The 21382-nt window shown below is 60.7% G+C and carries 17 protein-coding genes; 12 read left to right on the forward strand and 5 right to left on the reverse strand.

Features of this window, described 5'->3' with window-relative positions; all coding sequences use genetic code 11:
* The first annotated feature begins 8 nt into the window (after window positions 1-8).
* The 8 genes from DW003_RS02895 to DW003_RS02930 all read left to right on the forward strand — a co-directional run bounded on the left by DW003_RS02895 (window position 9) and on the right by DW003_RS02930 (window position 9214).
* Window positions 9-842: a PTS system mannose/fructose/sorbose family transporter subunit IID gene (locus tag DW003_RS02895; RefSeq protein ID WP_118387437.1), complete on the forward strand. Its 834-nt coding sequence runs from the start codon at window positions 9-11 to the stop codon at window positions 840-842.
* A 199-nt stretch (window positions 843-1041) separates the two neighbouring features.
* Window positions 1042-2025, forward strand: a complete 984-nt coding sequence (locus DW003_RS02900) for an SIS domain-containing protein (protein ID WP_226814256.1) — start codon at window positions 1042-1044, stop codon at window positions 2023-2025.
* A gap of 158 nt (window positions 2026-2183) precedes the next feature.
* On the forward strand, window positions 2184-2813 hold the full coding sequence (locus DW003_RS02905; protein WP_158573172.1) for an HAD family phosphatase: 630 nt from the start codon (window positions 2184-2186) through the stop codon (window positions 2811-2813).
* 355 nt (window positions 2814-3168) lie between these two features.
* Window positions 3169-4176 carry a YitT family protein gene (locus DW003_RS02910; protein ID WP_118387441.1) on the forward strand — a complete coding sequence of 336 codons (1008 nt, stop codon included), beginning with the start codon at window positions 3169-3171 and terminating at the stop codon, window positions 4174-4176.
* Between the two features lie 104 nt (window positions 4177-4280).
* The gene (locus tag DW003_RS02915) at window positions 4281-5000 is read left to right on the forward strand and encodes a GntR family transcriptional regulator (RefSeq protein ID WP_055252132.1); all 720 of its coding nucleotides are present in this window, start codon (window positions 4281-4283) and stop codon (window positions 4998-5000) included.
* Window positions 5001-5351: 351 nt separating this feature from the next.
* On the forward strand, window positions 5352-7334 hold the full coding sequence (locus tag DW003_RS02920; RefSeq protein WP_118387443.1) for an ATP-dependent DNA helicase RecQ: 1983 nt from the start codon (window positions 5352-5354) through the stop codon (window positions 7332-7334).
* A 2-nt stretch (window positions 7335-7336) separates the two neighbouring features.
* Entirely contained in the window at window positions 7337-8101 is a 765-nt protein-coding gene (locus DW003_RS02925) for a GntR family transcriptional regulator (protein WP_118387445.1), read from the forward strand.
* Between the two features lie 144 nt (window positions 8102-8245).
* The gene (locus tag DW003_RS02930; protein WP_118387447.1) at window positions 8246-9214 is read left to right on the forward strand and encodes an SIS domain-containing protein; all 969 of its coding nucleotides are present in this window, start codon (window positions 8246-8248) and stop codon (window positions 9212-9214) included.
* 133 nt (window positions 9215-9347) lie between these two features.
* On the opposite strand, the gene DW003_RS02935 is transcribed toward DW003_RS02930, so the two are convergent.
* Window positions 9348-10325, reverse strand: a complete 978-nt coding sequence (locus DW003_RS02935) for an L-lactate dehydrogenase (RefSeq protein WP_117563734.1) — start codon at window positions 10323-10325, stop codon at window positions 9348-9350.
* Window positions 10326-10536: 211 nt separating this feature from the next.
* On the opposite strand from DW003_RS02935, the gene metA reads away from it, so the two are divergent.
* Both metA and DW003_RS02945 read left to right on the forward strand, forming a co-directional pair.
* Window positions 10537-11463 carry a homoserine O-succinyltransferase gene (metA, locus tag DW003_RS02940; protein WP_118387449.1) on the forward strand — a complete coding sequence of 309 codons (927 nt, stop codon included), beginning with the start codon at window positions 10537-10539 and terminating at the stop codon, window positions 11461-11463.
* A gap of 455 nt (window positions 11464-11918) precedes the next feature.
* Window positions 11919-12881 (forward strand): hypothetical protein, encoded by a 963-nt coding sequence (locus DW003_RS02945; protein ID WP_147352175.1) that lies wholly within the window; start codon window positions 11919-11921, stop codon window positions 12879-12881.
* A 218-nt stretch (window positions 12882-13099) separates the two neighbouring features.
* Here DW003_RS02945 and DW003_RS02950 read toward each other — a convergent pair whose 3' ends face one another.
* Together DW003_RS02950 and DW003_RS02955 are read right to left on the reverse strand one after the other, a co-directional pair.
* On the reverse strand, window positions 13100-13696 hold the full coding sequence (locus tag DW003_RS02950; RefSeq protein ID WP_118387453.1) for a 5-formyltetrahydrofolate cyclo-ligase: 597 nt from the start codon (window positions 13694-13696) through the stop codon (window positions 13100-13102).
* Window positions 13697-13820: 124 nt separating this feature from the next.
* Window positions 13821-16859 carry an insulinase family protein gene (locus DW003_RS02955; RefSeq protein ID WP_118387455.1) on the reverse strand — a complete coding sequence of 1013 codons (3039 nt, stop codon included), beginning with the start codon at window positions 16857-16859 and terminating at the stop codon, window positions 13821-13823.
* 544 nt (window positions 16860-17403) lie between these two features.
* Between DW003_RS02955 and DW003_RS02960 the strand changes: the two genes are divergently transcribed.
* On the forward strand, window positions 17404-18870 hold the full coding sequence (locus tag DW003_RS02960; protein ID WP_117816992.1) for an ATP-binding protein: 1467 nt from the start codon (window positions 17404-17406) through the stop codon (window positions 18868-18870).
* Window positions 18871-18970: 100 nt separating this feature from the next.
* On the opposite strand, the gene DW003_RS02965 is transcribed toward DW003_RS02960, so the two are convergent.
* Window positions 18971-19462: a hypothetical protein gene (locus DW003_RS02965; protein WP_118387457.1), complete on the reverse strand. Its 492-nt coding sequence runs from the start codon at window positions 19460-19462 to the stop codon at window positions 18971-18973.
* A gap of 11 nt (window positions 19463-19473) precedes the next feature.
* On the opposite strand from DW003_RS02965, the gene DW003_RS02970 reads away from it, so the two are divergent.
* Window positions 19474-20043 (forward strand): hypothetical protein, encoded by a 570-nt coding sequence (locus DW003_RS02970; protein ID WP_117797210.1) that lies wholly within the window; start codon window positions 19474-19476, stop codon window positions 20041-20043.
* A gap of 319 nt (window positions 20044-20362) precedes the next feature.
* Here DW003_RS02970 and DW003_RS02980 read toward each other — a convergent pair whose 3' ends face one another.
* Entirely contained in the window at window positions 20363-21049 is a 687-nt protein-coding gene (locus DW003_RS02980) for a DUF5710 domain-containing protein (protein ID WP_118387459.1), read from the reverse strand.
* Between the last annotated feature and the right edge of the window lie 333 nt (window positions 21050-21382).

Raw genomic sequence — 21382 nt, forward strand, 5'->3', positions numbered from 1 at the left:
AACACACTATGGCAACCGCAACCAAGGACGTGTCCCTGAACAAGAAGGTCAGCCAGTTCTTCTGGCGCTCCTGGGCCATCCAGGCCTCTTGGAACTACGAGCGTCAGATGAACATGGGCTTCCTCTACGGCATGGTTCCCACGCTCGATCGCCTCTATCCGGACGAGTCCGACCCCAAGCAGCTCGCCGCTAAGAAAGAGGCTTACCACCGTCACATGGCGTTCTACAACTGCACCCCGCAGACGAGCGCTTTCATCCTGGGCCTCGCCGCCTCCATGGAGGAGGAGTACGCCAAGGATCCCGAGAACTTCGATCCCGATTCGATCAACGCGGTCAAGACCTCCCTCATGGGTCCGCTTTCCGGCATCGGTGACTCCTTCTTCCAGGGCACCATCCGCGTTATCGCCTTTGGCCTGGGTGTTCAGCTGGCTCAGCAGGGCTCCATCATGGGCCCGATCCTGGCCATGCTCATCTCCATCGTGCCCTCCGTGCTGATCACTTGGTTCGCAGCCAAGATCGGCTACCAGGGTGGCCACGAGTGCCTGAGCAAGCTCCAGGGCGGCGACCTCATGGAGAAGCTCATGTATGTCTGCGGTATCGTGGGTCTTATGTCCGTGGGCGGCATGATCGCCACGCTGATCGGCGCCACCACCCCGCTGCAGTTCGCTGACGGCACCGTCGTGATCCAGGACATCCTGGACGGCATGATGCCCCAGATGATCTCCCTCGGCCTCACCGGCCTTATGTACTGGCTCATCAAGAAGAACGTCAACACCGGTTGGCTTCTCGTGATCGCCATCGTGGGCGGCATCGCCCTCTCCGCGGCCGGCATCCTGGCCTAGTCGCGACCAAGCGCCTAACCGCTTTCCCCCGGGGGCCTGCCTGGCATCCCATACCCCAGGCAGGCTTCCATCCCTTGATGTGTCAAAGGGACAGTTCCTTTGACACATCCTCAACGGGCCGGCGACTCGGTCCAAACCACGGTAACCCTGCGAGCGCCCGGCAATGTGGCGCCGCAAAAAATCGAAAGGAATGTGTCAGATGTACGAGATCGACCTTAACCTCCCTAAGCAGATCGTCGCTGACGTCCTGTCCAACCACGAGATCCACAGCGTCGCCTTCGTCGGCTGCGGTGCTTCCATGTCCGACCTTTACCCTGCCAAGTACTTCCTGGCCAACAACACGGACAAGCTGAACGTTCAGATCTTCACCGCTAACGAGTTCAACTACGACACGCCTTCCTGGGTCAACGAGCACACCTTCGTGATCACCTGCTCCCTCGGTGGCTCCACGCCCGAGACCGTCGAGGCCAACAAGACCGCCAAGAAGCACAACTGCCCGGTCGTCTCCCTCACCAACAAGGCTGGCTCCGCTCTGACCGTCGACGCGGACCACGTCATCGTCCACGGCTTCCACGCCAACTACGCTGCCAAGTGCGAGAAGCCCGGCTATGCCATCGCTCTTGCTCTCGAGATCCTTCAGCAGACCGAGGGCTATGACCACTACGAGGACATGATCACCGGCCTCACCAACGTTTTCGATCTCTGCGAGAACGCCGCTCAGCACTGCAAGAAGCTCGCCAAGAAGTTCGCCGAGGACTTCAAGGACGACAAGATGATCTACTTCATGGCCTCCGGTGCCTCCGAGAAGATGGCTTATTCTCACGCCGCCTTCCTGTTCACCGAGATGCAGTGGATCGACGCCGCCGCCTACAACACCGGCGAGTACTTCCACGGCCCGTTCGAGGTTTCCACCGAGGGTAAGCCCTACGTCTTCTTCATGTCCGATGGTGCTACCCGTCCGATGGACGCTCGCGCCCTCACCTTCCTTGAGCGCATGGGCGCCAAGGTCGCTCTGATCGACTCCAAGGACTACGGCCTGGCTGACGCCGTGCCCGCGAGCGTCGTCACCTACTTCAACCCGCTGCTGCACCTCGCCGTTATGCGCGAGTACGGCAACCAGATCGCCGAGGCCCGTCAGCACCCGCTGACCATGCGTCGCTACATGTGGAAGCTTTCCTACTAATCACAAGTAAGTAGACCTTACGGGTTGATTGAGAGGGGATGGGGTTTGCGCCCCGTCCCCTTTTTTGCTTTGGGGGGCGTGTTCGTCGCGCCGCAAAACCCCAGATAATACCTACCAAAATGAACCTGTCCCTTTTTGGCAGGTGGGAGGAGATGCGTATGATCAAGGCAGTGCTGTTTGACATGGACGGCGTGCTGGTCGATACCGAGTGGTTCTACAACCGTCGCCGCGTGGCATTTATGGAAGAGAAGGGCTTCCACTTTGACGAGATCCCCGATCTTTCGGGGTCTAACGAGCCTGCCATTTGGGAGGCGCTGGTGCCTGACGATATTGAGCTGCGCGAGCGCCTGCGCGTGGAGTACAAGCAGGTCTACAGCCCGGACCACCCCGTTCCGTATGCCGAGCTGCTCAACGAGCAGACGGAGCCGGTGATGCGTGAGCTGCACGAGCGCGGCGTGAAGTGCGCCATCGCAAGCTCATCCTATCGCGAGCTCATTGACGAGCTGGTGGAGATTGCCGGTATCGCCGACGTGCTGGACTACACCATCAGCGGGCACGAGTGCAGTGCGTTTAAGCCCGACCCCGAGATCTACCTGCGTGCCATGGAGGCGCTGGGGGTGGAGCCTGCCGAGTGCCTGGTTATCGAGGACTCGCCTTTGGGCATCGAGGCCGGCAAGCGCTCCGGCGCGCGCGTCCTGGCACTGCGTCCGCACGAGGGCGTTAACCTGGACCAAACGGGAGCCGACGCCGTCATCGACAACCTCGCCGACATTCTGACCGCTTTGTAGCGTCAATTCGCCGCAAGAAGTGCGGATTCACACGTCTCTTGCGGTGGATTGGCTCATTTTGGCTTCAATTTAGATCCGTTTGGCTTCGACTCGGACTAAGTGAGTAGACTTTTTGGCACATGCCGAGCACAAAGTGGATTTGCTTTAGCAAAACCGCAGGTCACAGGTGTGGCGGTTTTGGGTGTGCTCTGCAGGTCGCGTAAAGTCTACTCACTTGTAATTTGGGCCTTTGGTCGTGGGGGTTGCTGGTCCCGTTTTGGTCGTCGAGAGAGGGTGAATTAAAGCGCCTCATCTCGCTCCATGCTACAATCGCGGGCATGCCCCACAACCACATCTGCCTTCGAAGGGAGCCTACGTGGCGAATGCCATCGATCAGCTCACGGACCGCGTGCTCGTGCTCGGCCGCCTTACCATCGTCCGCCGCGCCATTACCGCCGTGGCGGTCACCATTTCCGCCGTTCTCCAGACATTTCTGATCCAGGCGTTCATTCAGCCCGCTGATCTGCTTCCGAGCGGTCTCACCGGCGTCGCGGTCCTGCTCGATCGCGTTACCTCGCTTGGCGGCGTTCACATCGACATCTCGCTCGGTATGCTCGCGCTCAACATCCCTGTGGCGCTCCTATGCTGGAGCGGCATTAGCAAGCGCTTCGTCATCTTCTCGATGATGCAGGTTGTGCTCTCATCGCTGTTTCTCAACATCTTTCACTTCGCTCCGTTTTTGGGCGACAAGATCATGCTCATCATTTTTGGCGGCGTGGTCTCGGGCCTGGGCGCTGCCATCGCGCTTAAGTCTGGCGCATCCACCGGCGGCACCGACTTTATCGCGCTGTGGGTCTCCAACCACACGGGCAAGACCATCTGGGGCGTCATCTTTGGTTTCAACTGCTTTATCCTGGCGATCTTTGGTTTTATGTTTGGCTGGGATAACGCAGCGTACTCCATCGTGTTCCAGTTTATTTCGACCAAGACCATCGACAGTTTCTATCATCGCTACGACCGCGTGACGCTGCAGATCACGACGCGCAAGGCAGACGAGGTCATGACCGCCTATGTTGACCATTTTCAGCATGGTATTAGCTGCGCCGAGGTCATCGGCGGATATAGCCGCGAAAAGATGTACCTGCTGAACACCGTTGTCTCGACCTACGAGAGCCAGGATATTATCAAGCTGGTGTGCGACATTGATCCCGGCGCCGTGATCAACGTGTTCCACACGCTCAACTTTGTGGGCGGCTGGTGGGGCGGTCATGTCGACGAGCCCATGCCCACGGCCGTACCCGATCCCGACAAGCCCGCGCGCATGGCCAGCAGGCAGGCGCGCCTCAGCGAGCAGGACAGTTTGCAGCAGGACGACGGCAGGTAAGGATTTGCTGTATGCGGTGTATCGTTTTATCAAACTGAGGTATCATAAAACTAGACGTTATATACGTATTAGTACTTTCGATATTTCGATAAGAGTGATTAGATATGCCTGCGCCCAAAAATGCACCGCTTTACCAGCAGATTTACGACGAAATCAAGGATGCGATCGAGAAAGGTGTTTATGCACCCAAGGAGCGTATTCCTTCCGAGCTTGAGCTAGCCGAGCAGTACGAGGTGAGCCGCATTACGGTGCGCCGCGCCGTCGAGGAGTTGTGCTCCGATGGCTACCTGGTTAAGCAGCAGGGCCGCGGCACCTTTGTTTCCACGCCGCACATCAATCGCCAGTTTCACGCCTCGACGCTGCAGACGTTTACCGCGCTGTGTGCCGACAACGGCATGAAGGCGGGCGCACATGTGGTCGATCGCCAGATCGTTCCGGCGCGCCAAAACGAGATGGAGTTCTTTGGCCTGCAGAAGGATGCGTTGCTGCTGCATATCAAGCGCGTGCGTACGGCCGACGGTGAGCCCATCTTTGAGGAGAACATCTTTGTGCCGTTTGACGCCTACCGTGAGCTGTTGACGGCCGATCTTGAGGACAAGTCGATTTTTGCCGAGGTCGAGCGTGTTGGCGGAACGCCGATTGTCTCGGTTGGCTACCGCACGGTCGAGGCCGTTCGCGCCAATGCCGAGCAGGCAGCAGAGCTGGGCATCGCCCCGCACGATCCGCTGCTCAATCTGCGCGCCGGCTTTACCGGCCCCAATGGCGAGCCGGTCCTGATGGGTAAGCAGTACTACGTGGGCAGCCGCTACGTCATGGTGATGTAAGTTACGCGGTTTTACCAAACCGCGTAACGGGCCGACGCTGCGCCCTTGGTTCCGCCGTTCTAACGAACGGCGGACCGGTCGACGCTGCAAACGCCCCTAAGCGGCAATCTGACGTTCAATCGTCGGTCGCGTACCGAAGTACGCTTCCCTCCTCTTTCACGTCACCTTGCTCGCTTAGGGGCGTTTTCGCTGACTCATGCTCAACCAGCGACGTTTCCACGCTCATCCGGAAAGTGTCCAAAAATCCACGCTCGTCCCTTCGGACCGCGTAGCCCGTGGCTGGCGGCAGCTCGGCGCTGGTCCGCGTGGCGGCGTATAATCGGCGGCAGATGATTCTGACGTTAGGAAACCATGACCGATAGCATGCAGCAGATGGCGCTCGACACGCTCGGCGCCTATTTTGGCTACACCTCGTTTCGCCCGGGGCAGGACCGCATGGTCGATGCGATCCTTGCCGGCCGCGATGCACTCGGCGTTATGCCCACAGGTGCCGGCAAGTCCATTTGCTACCAGGTGCCTGCGCTCATGCTGCCCGGCATCACCTTTGTGGTGAGTCCGCTGCTGTCGCTTATGGAGGACCAGACCCGTGCGTTGCTCGCGGCGGGTGCGCGACCCAGTTATCTCAACTCCAGCCTTACGCCGGCTCAGCAAAATACCGTGCTCAAGCGGGCGCGCGAGGGTCGCTACCAGCTTATGTATGTGGCACCTGAGCGCCTGCTCGAGCCGCGTTTTCTGGCCTTTGCGCAGGAAGCTGCGGCCGAAGGCGGCATCGGCGTTCCGCTCGTGGCCATTGACGAGGCCCACTGCGTGAGCCAATGGGGTCAGGATTTCCGCCCCGCCTACCTGCAGATTCGCGAGTTTATCGATTCCCTGCCGCAGCGCCCCATCGTGGCGGCCTTTACCGCTACAGCGACTGAGCGCGTGCGTGCGGACATTCAGCAGATGCTCGGCCTCCAAAACCCGGCGACGGTGGTGACGGGCTTCGATCGCAAGAACCTCTACTTTGGCTGCGAGGAGATGGGCGACAAGGCTAAGATCGCGTGGGTGCGCGACTATGTGATTGCGCATTCGAGCGAGAGCGGCATCGTGTATTGCTCGACCCGCAAGACCGTCGATGCGCTGGCAGGAGAGCTTACCGAGGCTCTGGGCCCCAGCGGCATTCGCGTTGGCCGCTACCATGCCGGCATGGGTAATGACGCCCGCCGCCAAAGCCAGCGCGCCTTTATCGACGACGATATTCAGGTGATGGTTGCCACCAACGCCTTTGGCATGGGTATCGACAAGCCCAACGTGCGCTACGTCATCCATAACAACGTGCCCGAGAGCATCGAGGCCTACTATCAGGAGGCGGGCCGCGCCGGCCGCGATGGCGATCCGGCCAGCTGCCACCTGCTGTGGAACGGCAACGATTTTCGCATGCGCCGCTTTTTGATTGACCGCGGCGATGCGGCCGACGAGACGCTCGACGACGAGCAGCGCGCGTGGGCGCTCCAGAACCGATATCGTCTGCTCAGCCAGATGGAGGGCTACTGCAATACCACCGGCTGCCTGCGCGAATACATGCTGCGCTACTTTGGCGACGAGGCCGCGGCCGAGCATGCGGCAGCGGCTGGTGCGGGCAGCACCGCCACGGACGAGGCCGAGGGCTGCGGCAACTGCAGCAACTGCCTTACGCAGTTCGAGGTCGAGGACGTCACCGATATGGCCCGCGCCACCGTGCGCTATGTGGCCACGCGCCCCATGCGCTTTGGCAAGTCGCTCATCGCCGACGTGCTCCACGGCGGCAACACCGAGCGCATTCGCCAGATGCATCTGGACGAGGATCGCGGCTATGGCGAGCTTTCGAGCGAATCGGTTGGGCGCATCAAGGATATCATCGGCCAGCTGTGCGGCCGCGGTTATTTGGCCACCTCGCAGGGGCAGTACCCGGTTGTGGGCCTGGGTCCGCGTGCCGGCGAGGTCGAGGACGAGGCGTTCGCCTTTACCGTTAAGCGCCGCGCGTCCAAGCGCAAGACCTCGGCCCGCGCTCGCCGTGCGGTGGACCTGCTGCGCGAGGAGGCCGAGCTGGACCAGCGCCCGCGCGTGGGCGACGATGCCGAGCTGTTCGAGCGTCTGCGCGTCCTGCGCAAGGAAATCTCGACCGAGCTGGAGATGGCGCCGTACATGGTCTTCTCCGACAAGGCCCTGCGCGGTCTGTGCCGCCTGCGTCCACAGACGCGCGACGAGCTGATCCAGGTCAACGGCATCGGCGAGAAAAAGGCCGACGCCTTTGGCGAGCAGTTTATGGCGGCGATTGAAGAATTTGAGTCCGAGCATGCGCGGGATGGAGCGTAACGATGGCAACCGATAACAAGACCGAACGTTCTGAGCGCGCCGAGGTTTCCGCCGTGCCTCTGTACCAGCAGGTTATGGACGACCTAAAGGGCGAGATCGCGCGCGGCGTGTACACAGCCGGCTCGTGCATTCCTTCCGAGATGGAGCTCGCGAAGTCCTACGGCGTGGGTCGCGTCACCGTGCGCCGCGCCATCGAGGAGCTGTCGCGTGCGGGCTATCTCAACCGCCAGCAGGGGAGGGGCACCTTTGTGTGCGCTCCCAAGCTCAAGCGCAAGATTCGCCAGAAGGGCGACGTTCAGAGCTTTTCCGAGGGTTGCGCCGCCAACGACATGGTGGCCGGAGCGCGCCTGGTGTCGCGCACGGTGGTTGCGGCGACGCGTGAGGATGCGGCGTTTTTTGGGGTGGAACCCGGCTGCGAGCTCATCGTGGTCGAGCGCGTGCGCACGGCAGATGGCGTGCCCGTCATGCTCGAGAACAACGCCTTTGTGCTGGCCGACCACCCGTATCTGCAAACGATGCGCGACGAGGACCTCACGGACAATTCCATCTTTGCGCTCGTTGCAGAGCATTCGGGCCGCGCGCCGCTCAAGTCCGATCCCTGCACCGTGGAGATTGCGCTTGCCGACGCTCAGGCAGCCCCGCTGCTGGAGGTACCGGTTGGTGAGCCGCTCTTCTATATGGAGGCGTACTTTACCGATGCGGACGAGCGGCCCTTGCTGCTCGGACGCCAAAAGATCGTGGGCTCGCGCTACGTCTTCGACATCTAACGTCCACAGATAGAACAACATAGAACAAGTTTGGCGAAATGGCTTCACGAGCGTCGTTGTGCGTGCTATAAATAGAACAATATAGAACGACCGCAGGTACGAGCCATCGTCGTTCAAAACCGCCACAAAAGGAGGGGCATCACCATGAACGCACACGATCTGATTCAGGAAATTATCGAGCGCAAGGGTAAGATCGAGAACGTCTTTTGGATCGCCTGCGGTGGTTCGATGATCGACCTGATGCCGGCTAACGAGCTGCTCAAGCGCGAGGCCACCACGTTTGCCTCGACGGTCTACACGGCACGCGAGTTTTGCCTGATGGCGCCCAAGAGCCTGGGGCCGAAGTCGCTCGTCGTCGCCTGCAGCCACAGCGGCAATACGCAGGAGGTTGTCGATGCCTGCGAGATGGCGCTGGCTGCCGGCGCCGAGGTCGTGACTATGACCGACTACGCGGGCTCCAAGATCGACAACGGCAAGTGGACCACCTGGGTCTATCCGTGGGGCAAGGGCGAGTCGCAGGCCGAGGTCCCGCAGGGCATTGGCGTGCTAATGGCTGCCGAGCTGCTCGACCAGCAGGAGGGCTACGAGGCGCTCGCCGACATCTACGCCGGCCTTAAGCAGATGGACGCGCTGCTGCCCGCCGCCCGCGAGAAGGTCAACGCCGAGCTGGGCGATCACTTTGCCGAGCTCTGCCAGCAGCACAAGTTCTTCTATATCCTGGGATCCGGCCCCAACTTTAGCCAGACCTATGCCATGGCCATCTGCTCGCTCATGGAGATGCAGTGGCAGCACTGCTGCTACATCCACTCCGGCGAGTACTTCCACGGCCCGTTCGAGGCTACCGAGCCCGGCGTGTTCTACTTTGTGCAGCTCGGATCGGGCGAGTGTCGCCCCATGGAGGAGCGCGCGCTGGCGTTCCTCAACACGCACACCGACACGATCATGGTGCTCGACGCACTCGAGTACGGCGTGGGCGACGTGCCTGCCAGCGTGCGTTCGTACCTGGAGCCAATCTTCTTCTACGCGATGAGCTGCGAGCTGCGCGCAGCCCGCGGTAAGGCGTTCGACCACAGCCCCGAGATTCGTCGCTACATGGGCATCGAGCAGTACTAAGTAACGGGAAAACCATTCACCTTCGATTCGCAAGGGCGCAGCGCGAGTCAAAAAAGCGGGCCGCGCCGGGGATTTCCGGCGCGGCCCGCTTGGTATCGCGCTTAGATTCGCGAGGTGTCGCGGCAACCGACGCTTACTTGGCGTCGTAGGCCTCGGCATCCCACCAGTCGAGCTGGGCGATGTTGTCGCGGATGTGCTGGCAGCTCTTGTGGAAGCCCTCGAGCTCGTGCTCGGAAAGGTCGAGCGTGTAGACCTCCTCGACGCCCTCGGCGCCGATCACGCACGGCAGGGAGGTGAAGATGCCCTCCTCGCCATACTGGCCGGTCATAAGCGTAGAGGCCGAAAGCACGGCGTGCTCGTTGTGCAGCACGGCGGCACAGACGCGCGCGGCGGAGTTGGCGACGGCGTACTCGGTGCACTGCTTGCCCTGGTAGGTTACGTAGCCGCCCTTGCGTGCGAGCTCCTCGACCTCCATGTGGTCGAAGGCGTACTTGTCGGGATTCTCGGCCTGAAGCTCGTTAAGGCTCTTGCCGGCGATGGTCGCGGCCTTAAAGGCGGCAAGCTGGCTAAAGCCGTGCTCGCCAATCATGTAGGCGTCGATGGACTTGGGGCTCACGCCGACCTTCTTGGAGATCTCGGTGCGCAGGCGGGCCGAATCTAGGCCGCAGCCCGAGCCGATGATCTTCTTGGGATCGTAGCCGGTCAGGTGCCACAGCTCGGTGCACACGACGTCGCAGGGGTTGGAGATGCTCACGAAGATGCCGTCGAAGCCGGCGTCGACAATGCGCTTGGCAAAGGTGCGCGCGGCGTCGGTGGTAAAGAACAGCTCGCCGTCGCGGTTACCGGCGGCCAGCGCGACCTTGCCGGCGGCGTTGACGATGACGTCGCAGCAGGCCAGCTCCTCGTAGTGGTCGTAGCAGTTGACGATCTTGGTGTTGTACGGGACAAACGAAAGGGAGTCGCGCAGGTCCTGGACCTCGGACGTCACCTTGGCCTCGTTGATATCGCACAGGTACAGCTCATCGGCAATGCCCTGCATGAGCAGGCTGTTGGCGACATGTGCTCCTACGTGGCCCTGGCCGACCACACCGATCTTACGCGTCTGGTACATATATGTATCCTTTCGGCCGAGTTTTTCGCGTCGAACCATTGTAGCCTCCTGCTATCACTTTGCCAGACTAAAGCGCCATAGATTTTTGGGACATGCCGTAATCTCTACTTTTGGAGTGATTTGGGCCGCTGGCGGTGTCTCGGAGCGATGTACTCGCGCGGATGGGGCCGCTCGTTGTACCATAACTGCAACTGACTCGTAAGGAGCATCCATGCCCATTCGCATTCCCGACGCCCTCCCTGCCGCCGCGCAGCTCGAGAGCGAGAACATCTTTGTCATGACCGAGTACCGCGCGCTGCACCAGGACATCCGTCCGCTGCGCGTGCTCATCCTCAACCTCATGCCCACCAAGATCGCCACCGAGACGCAGATCATGCGCAAGCTCTCCAACACGCCGCTGCAGGTGGAGGTGGACCTGCTGCGCACCAAAACGCACGAGGCAACCCACGTGAGCGCCGGCCACCTGGAGACGTTTTACCGCACGTTCGACGACATCCGCGACATCCACTACGACGGCCTGATCATCACGGGCGCGCCGGTGGAGCAGATGCCGTTCGAGGAGGTCGACTACTGGCCCGAGCTCTGCCAGATCATGGATTGGTCCACCACACACGTGCACTCTACGCTGCACATTTGTTGGGGCGCGCAGGCGGGGCTCTACCATCATTACGGTATCCAGAAGTACGACCTGCCGGCAAAGGCGAGCGGCGTGTTCGAGCATTATCTAGTGAAGCCGCAAAGCCCGCTGGTCCGCGGCTTCGACGACCGTTTCTATGCCGTGCATTCACGCAACACCGATGTGCGCCGCGAGGACGTGGAGGCCGAGCCGCAGCTTGAGGTCGTGGCCGTGTCCGACGAGGTGGGCCTGTACATCGTCAAGTCGACCGACAGCCGTCGCTTCTTTGTCTTTGGCCACCCCGAGTACGATGCCGACACGCTGCGCCTGGAGTACGAGCGCGACGTGAAGCGCGGGCTCAACCCTCAGGTGCCGGCGCATTACTTCCCAAACGACGACCCCTCGGCCGAGCCGCTCAACGTCTGGCGCAGCCAGGCTCAGCTGCTCTACACCAACTGGCTCAACTACTACGTCTACCAGACCACACCCTACGACCTGGCCCGCGCCGGCGAGGAGCACTAGGTCGCGGCCGTGGCCGTGACTGCCGCCGTGGCCGCCGCGTGACGAGCGTGGAAATCCGGACACACGAGCGTGGATAATCGGACGTTTGCAACGTGAGCGTGGATAATCTCCCGTTTTTGGCTCACAAGGGGTCTCAAAGCGGGAGATTTTCCACGCTCATTTTTTCTGCAGCTGCCGTACCGTCGGCATCATCACACGTTGAGTACATGCGGACTACATCGCAAACTAGGTAGTTTCGAGCCACAGCATATTTTCTTTCAATGAAGTCGGTGGCTTTTGAGGCTCAAAATGTGGAGACAGGGACCTCTCGACAACCGTTCTACCTGCAGATATAAGCCATTGGCCTAAAACATCCAAAACCGTCAGGCATTTGGTCAGCATCTGGACAGCATTTGGTCAGACTTCGCATGAAACCGTCTGGTACGTTTGCGCCGTTCCAAGAGTTTGGGGGCGACATGGCAAACATGACGGCGAATCAAAGACTCACAAGTCACATTGAAGCATGCGAGCAGCAGATGAGCTGCGTGTACGCGCGCACGACGGCGGAGGCAAAGCAGATTGAACGGCGGGTGGCGGCGGGAAGTCTCAAGGTGGTCATGCCGGGACTGTATGCGCGTCCGGAATACTGGTCCGAGCTCAAGTTTCGGCAGCGTTATCTGCATCGGGTGCGGGCGCTTGCGCAAAAGCACCCCGACTGGACGTTTTGCTCCTATACGGCGGCCGTTGTCTATGGCCTTTCGGTTTCGCATGCCAATTTGACGCACATCCATATCGCCGCGATGCCGGCGCAATCGACGACGCCAGGCTCTCAAGTCGTTCGCCATCGGTATGCTTATCGGACACGGGCCAGCGAGATGGATATTGCCGTGACCGATATCGATCAAACGATTGCGGATTGCCTGGTCGATGCATCGTTTGTCGAAGGGCTGATCATTGCGGACTCGGCGCTCCATGAGCAGCTTTTGTCGAAGGAGCACCTTGTTGAGGCAGTCAACAAGCTTGGCTTAAATCGTCGCGGTGTTGTGACGGCGCGCAGGGTTGCACGGTATGCCGATGGCCTGTCGGAAAGCGGTGGCGAGTCCAAGGCGCGCGCCCTGATGATCGAGCGCGGCTGGCAGACGCCGGAGCTGCAAATTGAGCTGTTCGACCCGGTTGAGCCGGAACGGCCGTATCGCGTCGACTACTTGTGGCGCGTGGAAGATCGGCTGATCATCGGGGAATTTGACGGATTCGTTAAAAGCGAGAAGGCAGCGGAGGAGGGCAAGCTCGCAAAGGCGCAGTTTGATGAGCGCCAGCGCGAGTCGAGGCTTTCGCTGCTTGATAACTGCAGGATCGTGCGCTTGTGCTGGGATGATCTGAGGGATCCGGCAAAGCTCGATCGCAAGCTCAAAGTTGCCGGCGTGCCGCGTGCATGTTGAGGCGGTTGCGGGGCGTTAAGCTGCACGAGCGTGGATAATCGGACACACGAGCGCGGAAATCTGGACGCGCGTTGATTGAGCGTGGATTTTCAGACATACGAGCGTGGATTATCGGACGTTTGAATAATGAGCGTGGATAATCTCCCGTTTTTTGCCCCCGAACAGTCCCAAAGTGGGAGATTTTCCACGCTTATCTTGCGGGTGCGATACAACGACATTTAGGCGCTGATGGTGTTGGGCAGCGGCAGGTCGTGTGCATCGGTGGGGACGTGGTCGATGCGCTGTTCGTCAAAGGCGATGCCGACGATTTGACATGCGGGCGAGAGCATGGACAGGTAACGGTCGTAGCAGCCGCCGCCGTAGCCCAGGCGCGCGCCGGTTTGGTCGAAGGCCACGAGCGGCACAACAATCATGTCGAGTGCTTCGGCAGGCACGATGGGGAAGCGGTTGCTGCCGATGTCCGCGGCAGCGAAGGTTCGCGTGGGATGAGTGATAAACGGAGCCGCGGACGCATCGTCGGCGGCAACTGCCCGCATGCACATACGCTGGCCACAAGCTGCGGCTTCGGCTGCCGAGAGCATGCACGGATAGGCTGCGCGCCAGCCGCGCGCGGCGGCCGCAGCGGCAAACGCGGCAGGGTCTGCCTCGGAACCCATCGCGGCATAGACGGCAACGGTGCGCGGCGCCGCGGCATCCAAGCGGCCCAGCAGCTCAGCCAGCCGCGTGCAAATGACAGCAGACTTTGCCTTCCGAACATCCAAATCAATCGCATCGCGCCGAGCAATTACCGCCCGCCGCAACTCAGCCTTATCCATCCTAGCCCCCTCCCCCAAACCTACCAAAAAGGGACAGGTTTATTTTTGGCAGGTTTTATCTGGGCAAATGTCGAAACCACCACAAAGGTGCCTGTCCCCTTTGTGGTGGTTTTGCTTGCTGTGGCTAGCCCAGCAGGTCGATGACGTTAAAGCCGGCGTTGCTCTTTGCGATGACGTCGCGGCCGCCAAAGACGCAGGTTGGCGACTCGGCTGCGATGCGCGTCACGTCGGCGCCGAGCGAGCGCAGCTCACCGGGCGTGGTGGCGAGCATCTGGGCGCGGCGCTCCTCGCGTGCATGCGGATCGAGTCCGGCCAGGTAGGTCGTGTTGCGGCGTTTGGTGAGCGCGTACGGCTTCACGGGCGCGTCCATGCCGCTCACACAGCTTACGATAAAGCCCTCGAAGGCGGCCTCGTCGGGCTCAAAGCTGCCGAGCCATTCGCCTGCGCGCGCCACGCGCTCAATCGAGGGATCGATTGCCGGGTCACGGTAGGTGTAGAACGCCGCCTGACGCTCGCCGGCTGCGCGGAATCCGCAGCCGTACGCACCGCCCTTCACGCGAATCTCGTTCCACAGGTAGTCGTAGGAGAGCGCGTTGGCAGCAACCGCCCAAGCACCCGTCACGTCAATGCCCAGGCGGCGCGGGTCGCACGCGCGCGCCGCAAAGCAGATGTCGCTGGGGATGACGAAAGCCTCGTGGCGGTCGCGCGGCTCCGGCACCACGAGCGTGCCGCTGGCAGCGCCGTCGCCAGCGCCCAGCCCCAGGTCGCCCGCAGCATCCCAGTACGCGTTAAAGTCCTCGTCGCTGCCGGTAAAGCTCGCCATGCAGCCATCGGCCACAAAGATGCGCTCCGCCAGCTCGGCAAGCTTGGCGCGCAGGCCGTCCAGGCGCTCGTCAAAGTGCTCGAGCAGATCGCGCAGGAACAGGTAGAAGTTCACGCCCGAAAGCTGCTCGCGCACCACGGCCGAAGGCGAGCTGTAGCTCATCGCGCGACCGAGCGCCGCCGAGTGTCCGTTGTTGATAAAGCCCTGCTCAAGCCCAATGCGAATCTGCGTGAGCACGTCGCGCACGCGGTCAGCGTCGGCATTGAGCAAAAGCGTGCTCGACCACACCTCGCGCGGCAGGCTCGCCAGCGCATCGATCTTCTCGGACAGGGCGCCGGCGCTCACCAGCAGGTAGGGGCGCACACCGTCCACGTCGGGCTGCGTCATGACCTCGGTCGTAAAGCTCAAAAAGCCCAGCTCGCCGGCAAGTAAGTTGTCGAGCTCCTCGGCCGAGTGCTCGCTCGTGGGCAGCTGTTTGAGCAGGCGGCAGAGCAGCGTCACATAGGGCAGGTCCTCAAACACGACGCAGCTCAGGTCGAAATACTGCATGGCGTAGGCCAGGCGGTTGGTGGGGATGCCGTGGCGCAGGCAGGGGATGGGCGCAGTCGTGTCCACGACCAGTGACGGTTCGGGGCGCGCCTCGCCAATGTCGGACACGCGCAGGCGCGGCAGCGTGGCCTTGTCCTCGGGCGTGTCCTCGGCTTCCTGCGCGGCACGCAGCGCGGCCGTGCGCTCGACCACGTCGGCCAGCTCGACATCGGTCATGGCATCGCGCCTGGCTGCCAGCTCTGCGGCCTCGGCGCTCTCCGAACCCTCGGCGGCGTCCACCGGCACCAGCTCGACCAGCGCCATATGGTCGTTTTCCAGCACCAGCTCGCGCAGCAGGTCCTCAAAATAGCTGCCGTCCAGCTCGCCTCGCAGCTCCTCGTACACCGGGCCGTACTTGAGTGCCAGCGTCGCGGCGTCGTCATCGTAGAGCCAGGTGCTCAGCGCGTCGCACGCAATGGCCACGCCGTCGGCGATGCCGTAGTCGCGCTGGCGCAGATCGTATTCGTTGCTGCTGATGATGGCTTCCAGGCGCTCGCGCGGAACGCCGTGCTCGCACAGGTCGCGGCAGGCGTTCTGGAACATGCGACGCAGCTCGCGCGCCACGCCGGGCTGCGCGTTTTGCAGCATGATGAACTCGTAGGGCTGCAGGCTCTCGGCCGCGGTGTAGCTCACCACGTTGCCGCCCAGGCCGGCGGCCAGAATGGCCTTCTTAACCGGTGCTTCGTTGGAGCCCAGCAGTGCCTCAAACAGGATATCCGCCGCGATCGTGCGCTTGCGGTCGAGCGCGCTGCCCAACACAAGGCCCAGGCCCACCAGGGCGTTCTCGGGTGTAGTGGCCATCTCGACGTGCTTGTACTCGCAGGTCACGGGCGCCTGCACGCCCAGCGGATTGGGCGCCAGCGCGGACGGGTCCTCGCCGGCGGCAACGGCTGCGTCCATGCGGCGGCTTGCGGCACTCGGCTGCGACAGATAGCGCTCGTCCAAAAAGGCCAGTGCGCGGTCCACGTCCAGGTCGCCGTAGAGTGTGATGTAGGAGTTGGAAGGATTGTAGTGGCGCGCATGCGTGTCCAGGAACTGCTCGTAGGTGAGCGCGGGAATCGCGCGCGGGTCGCCGCCGCTTTCGTGCGCATAGGCGGTGTCGGGATAGAGCGCGGCGTTGACGGCGTCGTCCAGCACGCTCATGGGGTCGGACAGCGCGCCCTTCATCTCGTTGAACACCACGCCGTTATAGCGCAGCGTGCCCTCGCGCAGGCTCGCGGAGCTGCTGTCGCCTTCGCCCTCGGCGCTCTCCGGCAGGTCCAGCTCGTAGTGCCAGCCCTCCTGCTCAAAAATGGTGGGCTTGGTATAGATGGCCGGGTTGAACACCGCGTCCAGGTACACGTCCATCAGGTTGTACAGGTCCTGCTCGTTGGTGGTGGCAACGGGGTAGATGGTCTTGTCGGGGTAGGTCATGGCGTTGAGGAACGTCTGCATGGAGCTCTTGATCAGGTCGACAAACGGCTCCTTGACGGGGAACTTGGCCGACCCGCACAGCACCGAGTGCTCAAGAATATGGAACACGCCGGTGGAATCGGCCGGCGGCGTCTTAAAGCCAATGGCAAAGGCCTTGTTCTCGTCATCGCATGCCAGGTACAGCAGGCGAGCGCCCGAGGCGGTGTGGCGCAGCACATAGGCGTCCGAGTCGAGCTCGGGCACGGTCTCGCAGCGCTCGACGGCAAAGCCGTGGCAGGTAGTGCCGGGCACTAGCAGCGCGGCGGCAGCGGCGCGCGGGTCGGTTGAGGTGGTGGGCATATGCAGTCTCCTTTGACGCCCCAGCGGGGGCGAATCGAGTCGAATCCCCGAGAGTATACCCATATGGGGCCTTCGACCAATCTGCCGCACGAGCGTGGATTTTCGGACACACGAGCGTGGATTTCCGGACGCATGCCGAATGAGCGTGGATTTTCGGACGAAATCGGCCGCCAAAAGCCCAAAAACCGTCCAAATATCCACTCTCGATATCCGACCGTTCATAATCCACGCTCATCCGCCGCCCGCACAACTCTCATATCTCATTCGTCTCTAATACGAGAGATAACAGATAGATGAGAGATAAATATGAGAGATAACAATGCTGCAAAGAGACGGGCAACCATGGTATTGTCTCAATATAGATTGTTTTACCAGCAACAACATGTTTAAATGAAACAGATGACAGACATCTTATCTTTCATCTCTCACTCATCTCTAATATGAGAGATAACAGAAAGATGAGAGATAATTACGAGAGATAACTGAGAGACGAGGGAAATCTATCCGCGGCATTCTTCGCAGAACCGAGCGAAAGGACGTGCAGATGAACGAAAACGAACTGACCGGTCTGCTCGAGTCTTTAAGGCGCATGGGCTCGGACGATCTTAACGTCGAGGTCAAGGAGAGCGCCACGACACTTTCCCGCGACGTATGGGAAACGGTCAGCGCTTTCGCAAACACCGCCGGCGGCATCATCGTACTCGGAGTGAGCGAGCACGCGGGTTTTGTCCCAGTTACAAACTTTGAGACCGAGAAAGTGCTCAACCAATTCGTGGCGGGCATGGGCGATGCCGGCGGTCGTGGAAAGCTGGCCAATCCGCCCAAATACACCATTGAGCGCGTGGAGCTCCAGGGCACCGTGGTTCTGGTCATCACGATTGAGGAGCTCGACCCGTCGAGCAAGCCTTGCTATGTCATAGAGCGGGGCGCTCAAGGTGGCAGCTACAAACGCATCGATGACAAAGATGTCCCGCTTTCGTCGACCGAGGTTTTGGCACTGTCGTCATATGAACGGACGAGTCCTAGCGATCGCGATGCGGTGCCCGGTACGAGTGTGGGCGATCTCGACGAGTCGATGGTCGACCGCACGATAGAGCGTGCCTATTCGCTGACGCCTCGAGCGATGCGCGGTGCGGCGGACAAGAAGACAAAGATGGAGCGTCTGAATTTCCTCGACTTCCAGGGCAATGTTACCAAGGCCGGCCTCCTTGCCGCGGGCGTTTACCCTCAGCAGTTCTATCCCAAGCTCTTCATTGATGTGGCTGTCCACGTGGGAACTCAAAAGGGAGCTGCGGGGCCACTAAGGTTTATGGACCGCACAGTCTGCGAGGGCACCCTAGGCGAGATGATTTCGGATGCCGTCGCAGCTGTCGCCAAAAACCTGCGCCGCATCTCGACCGTCCAAGGCGTCTCGCGTATCGACTCGCTGGAGATCCCCGAGGAGGTCCTGCGCGAGGCAGTCGCCAACGCGGTTATCCACAGGGAATACGGGGATCGGTTCTGTGGGCAATCGATCGCCGTCGACGTCTTTGACGATCGTGTCGAGGTGACGAATCCTGGCGGCCTTTACGGGGGAAAGACTCGAGAGAACTTGTTTGACGGCAGCTCCCGATGCCGTAACGCGACGCTCGTGAAACTCATGTCGATTGTCCCGCTTCCGGATGGCGCAGGTTCGCCGGCTGAGGGCAATGGCTCGGGCATCCCGATGATGATCGATGCCATGCGCGCGCATGGTCTGGCCGAGCCCCTGTTCTGCCCGGGGTTCGATCGGTTCAAGGTCGTACTTTACCGTTCAAAGATCGAGCCGGTCGATCATGGCGGAGGCTTAATTGTGACGGCACTCAAACACTACGGCGAGCTGGGGACGCGTGAGCTGGCAAAACGCACGGGGCTTACAATTTCCCAGGTTAGGTCGCGCGTCAACGCGCTCATTGCTCAAGGCGAGCTTGAGCCCACGGCGCCGTCGACAAGCCGCAACCGCAAATATCGACTGTCAGAGCGCGTGGAATAAATGCGTTAGTGGACGAGGCGACCCAATAATCGACCCTCGATTGGCGCCCACTAAGGTAAAGCGGTTGTTGCCCAGTCGACGGTGATGCTAAAGACTCGGCTTACGCCGGCATGGCCCCGAACCCGTCCATCAAGAACAGCCTAAGAACCAGCTTGATGACATATCCCGGTTTGATTTCTGCCGTGCCAAAGACGCTGCGCTCGGCGAGCTCGCTGCAGTATGCGTAGATGTCGCGGATAAGGTCCGCGCCCGAAAGCGTAAACATGTAGCCTGCGTCCGAAAGCGCATTGGGCGCGGCGGGCAACTTGGCCATGTGGCAGAACGTTTGCAGGTCGGGCGCCATGGCGTTCTGGTAGTCAAGGTGGCTGCCGTCTTCTTGTGCGGCGAGTTCCAGCTGGCGTACTCGATCCAGCGCCGCTGCCAGCACAAAGCTCGGTGTGGGCGCATTGACGTCTTCCGTGTTCGCCACGAGTTTGCCCGCCGCCTGTGTGACAAGCCAGGCGACCTCGCGCTGGCAACGCACGGCCTTGCGCGTAACCGGCTTGATGGACGAAGAAGAAACGCTCCCCTTAGGCGGATTCGAAGCAGCCATAAGACCCTCCCATGAACAATCCGGCCCAACAAGCCCGGATGAAACACGTGCTACATCAGTATACAGGGGAGTGGGGTAGCGGGGTACAAGCGCGCCAGCGGCAAACCGAGAGCATCAACAATGTGCCTCCGCTCTATTTGGACGATGGTACGTGGGTCATTAAGTACTCGGTTCAAGCGCCGGGTACCGTTGGTTTTCGAGACCAGAATTACAACCGTAAAATGCTCAACTGCATGGAATGTGACGTCCCAGTCGGAGTCATATTTGCAACCGAGGTGGGCTATAAGGTGCTCGGCCTTGCGTTTGTTGAGCGGTTCGAGCCCGAAAACGGATGGTTTGTTCTGCACGGTCCTGTTCATAAAGGCGGACCGGACCCTCGTTTTGCGCCCGACATGAGTTATCTGAAGCACATACCCGTCGATATTGAGTTTGCCGGACAGGGTGCGACCGACGATGAAATTTGGCTTTGGCGGTCTTTTACGATCGTGCTGTTTGATCGGATCGCGTGGCGATGCAATCTCGCACACGCCTGCCGGTGCATGCTCTTCCTGATTTGTATAGCGAGAGGGGAGCGAACGTGAGCTGGCGAGGCGATATTGCGATGGGGAAGTACGGAAAACTGCCGTGCGCCCTTATAGACAACAAAATGTTTCCGAGCGTAGAAGTTGATTGCGGGTCGTTTGTCGTCGCCTGTCCTTGCTGCGGCTCGCAAATACCGTGCCTCGACATTCGGTTCATCGATGCGTGCGACAGACTTAGCGACGAAGTGAGAAAACGGACAGGCGTTCATATGCCGGTGTATCAGGAGAAATGCCCTGTTTGTGGCCTCGATATCGTGTACGACGCCGGCGACGAGGGATAGGTGATGCGGAGGAGCTGGCTGTGAAGGCATCTCTGTCCCTATAAATAAATCCCCTCACCGAGCTGCTTGTGGAACTTGGCGTGATGGTCGCGTGCCCAGGTAAAGAGCGCCTGGTCAAAGTCGGTGCGCGTGGCCGGGACGCCAAAGACGCCGGCAACTTCGACACGCACAAACTCCAGTGCCGGCAGCTTGTTGATGGCGGTGAGGGCAAACGGGGACGTGGGTTCTTCGAACAGATAGTGGCTGCCTTGCAGCGCGTCGCAACTGGTGCACGTGTTGCCGAGCGACGGGGCTTTGGAGGCTCGTGCGCCTACGGGTTTGTAGCCACAGCGCTTAGAAAGATAGTCGCGGATCTCGCCCGGGACGCAGCCAAGAGCGGGAACAATGGCGAGCGCGTTGGCGTTGGCCGTGTCGATGGTAATGTGCCCGGCTTCGTTGGGCGCGTGCGCGATGGCGATGCCCTTGTCGTCATCGGTTCGATAGGGAATGCCGAAGGCCGCGACCGAGGTCTCTTTGTGACACTTCCAGCACTCGCGCTTGCCCAGTACTAGATATATATACGGCGCTGAGGGGTCGGATCGGTCAACACCGGGCAGCCACTCGGCAAAGGGCTCGGGGTTGACGCCGCTGGGTACATACCAGATCTTCTTGGTCCGGTCCCATTTGGCGCCCAGCGCCTTGGCTTCTTCTTTGTGCGAAAAGGGGACATCGAGCTCGGTGCGCATGGCGGCTCCTTGGTGCTGCAGGTGCGAGTGGCTCAAGGATACCGCAGGGCGCAGACATCGCGGCGTTTTGTTGAGAAGTTGCGGCGCGGACTGCTTGGTTACGCCGTTAGATAAATTGGCAAGTAGATGGTCGGCTTTTGACCAGTTGGGCGGTTGGAGCAGCTTGCGGCGCAGTTTTGTGCCTGGCTATTGTTGATGTTGGGGTATTGAATATATTTGGCTGCCATTCGTCAGGTGAATTGATGTTACGTTGCGATGACGGTTGGAACTGCCAGCGGATTTAGCGACATAAAACAAAACAGCCCAGAGGACATAGCCTCTGAGCTGCGAACA

Source organism: Collinsella sp. AF36-3AT, from assembly GCF_003475205.1.
Taxonomy (GTDB): Bacteria; Actinomycetota; Coriobacteriia; order Coriobacteriales; family Coriobacteriaceae; genus Collinsella; species Collinsella aerofaciens_AF.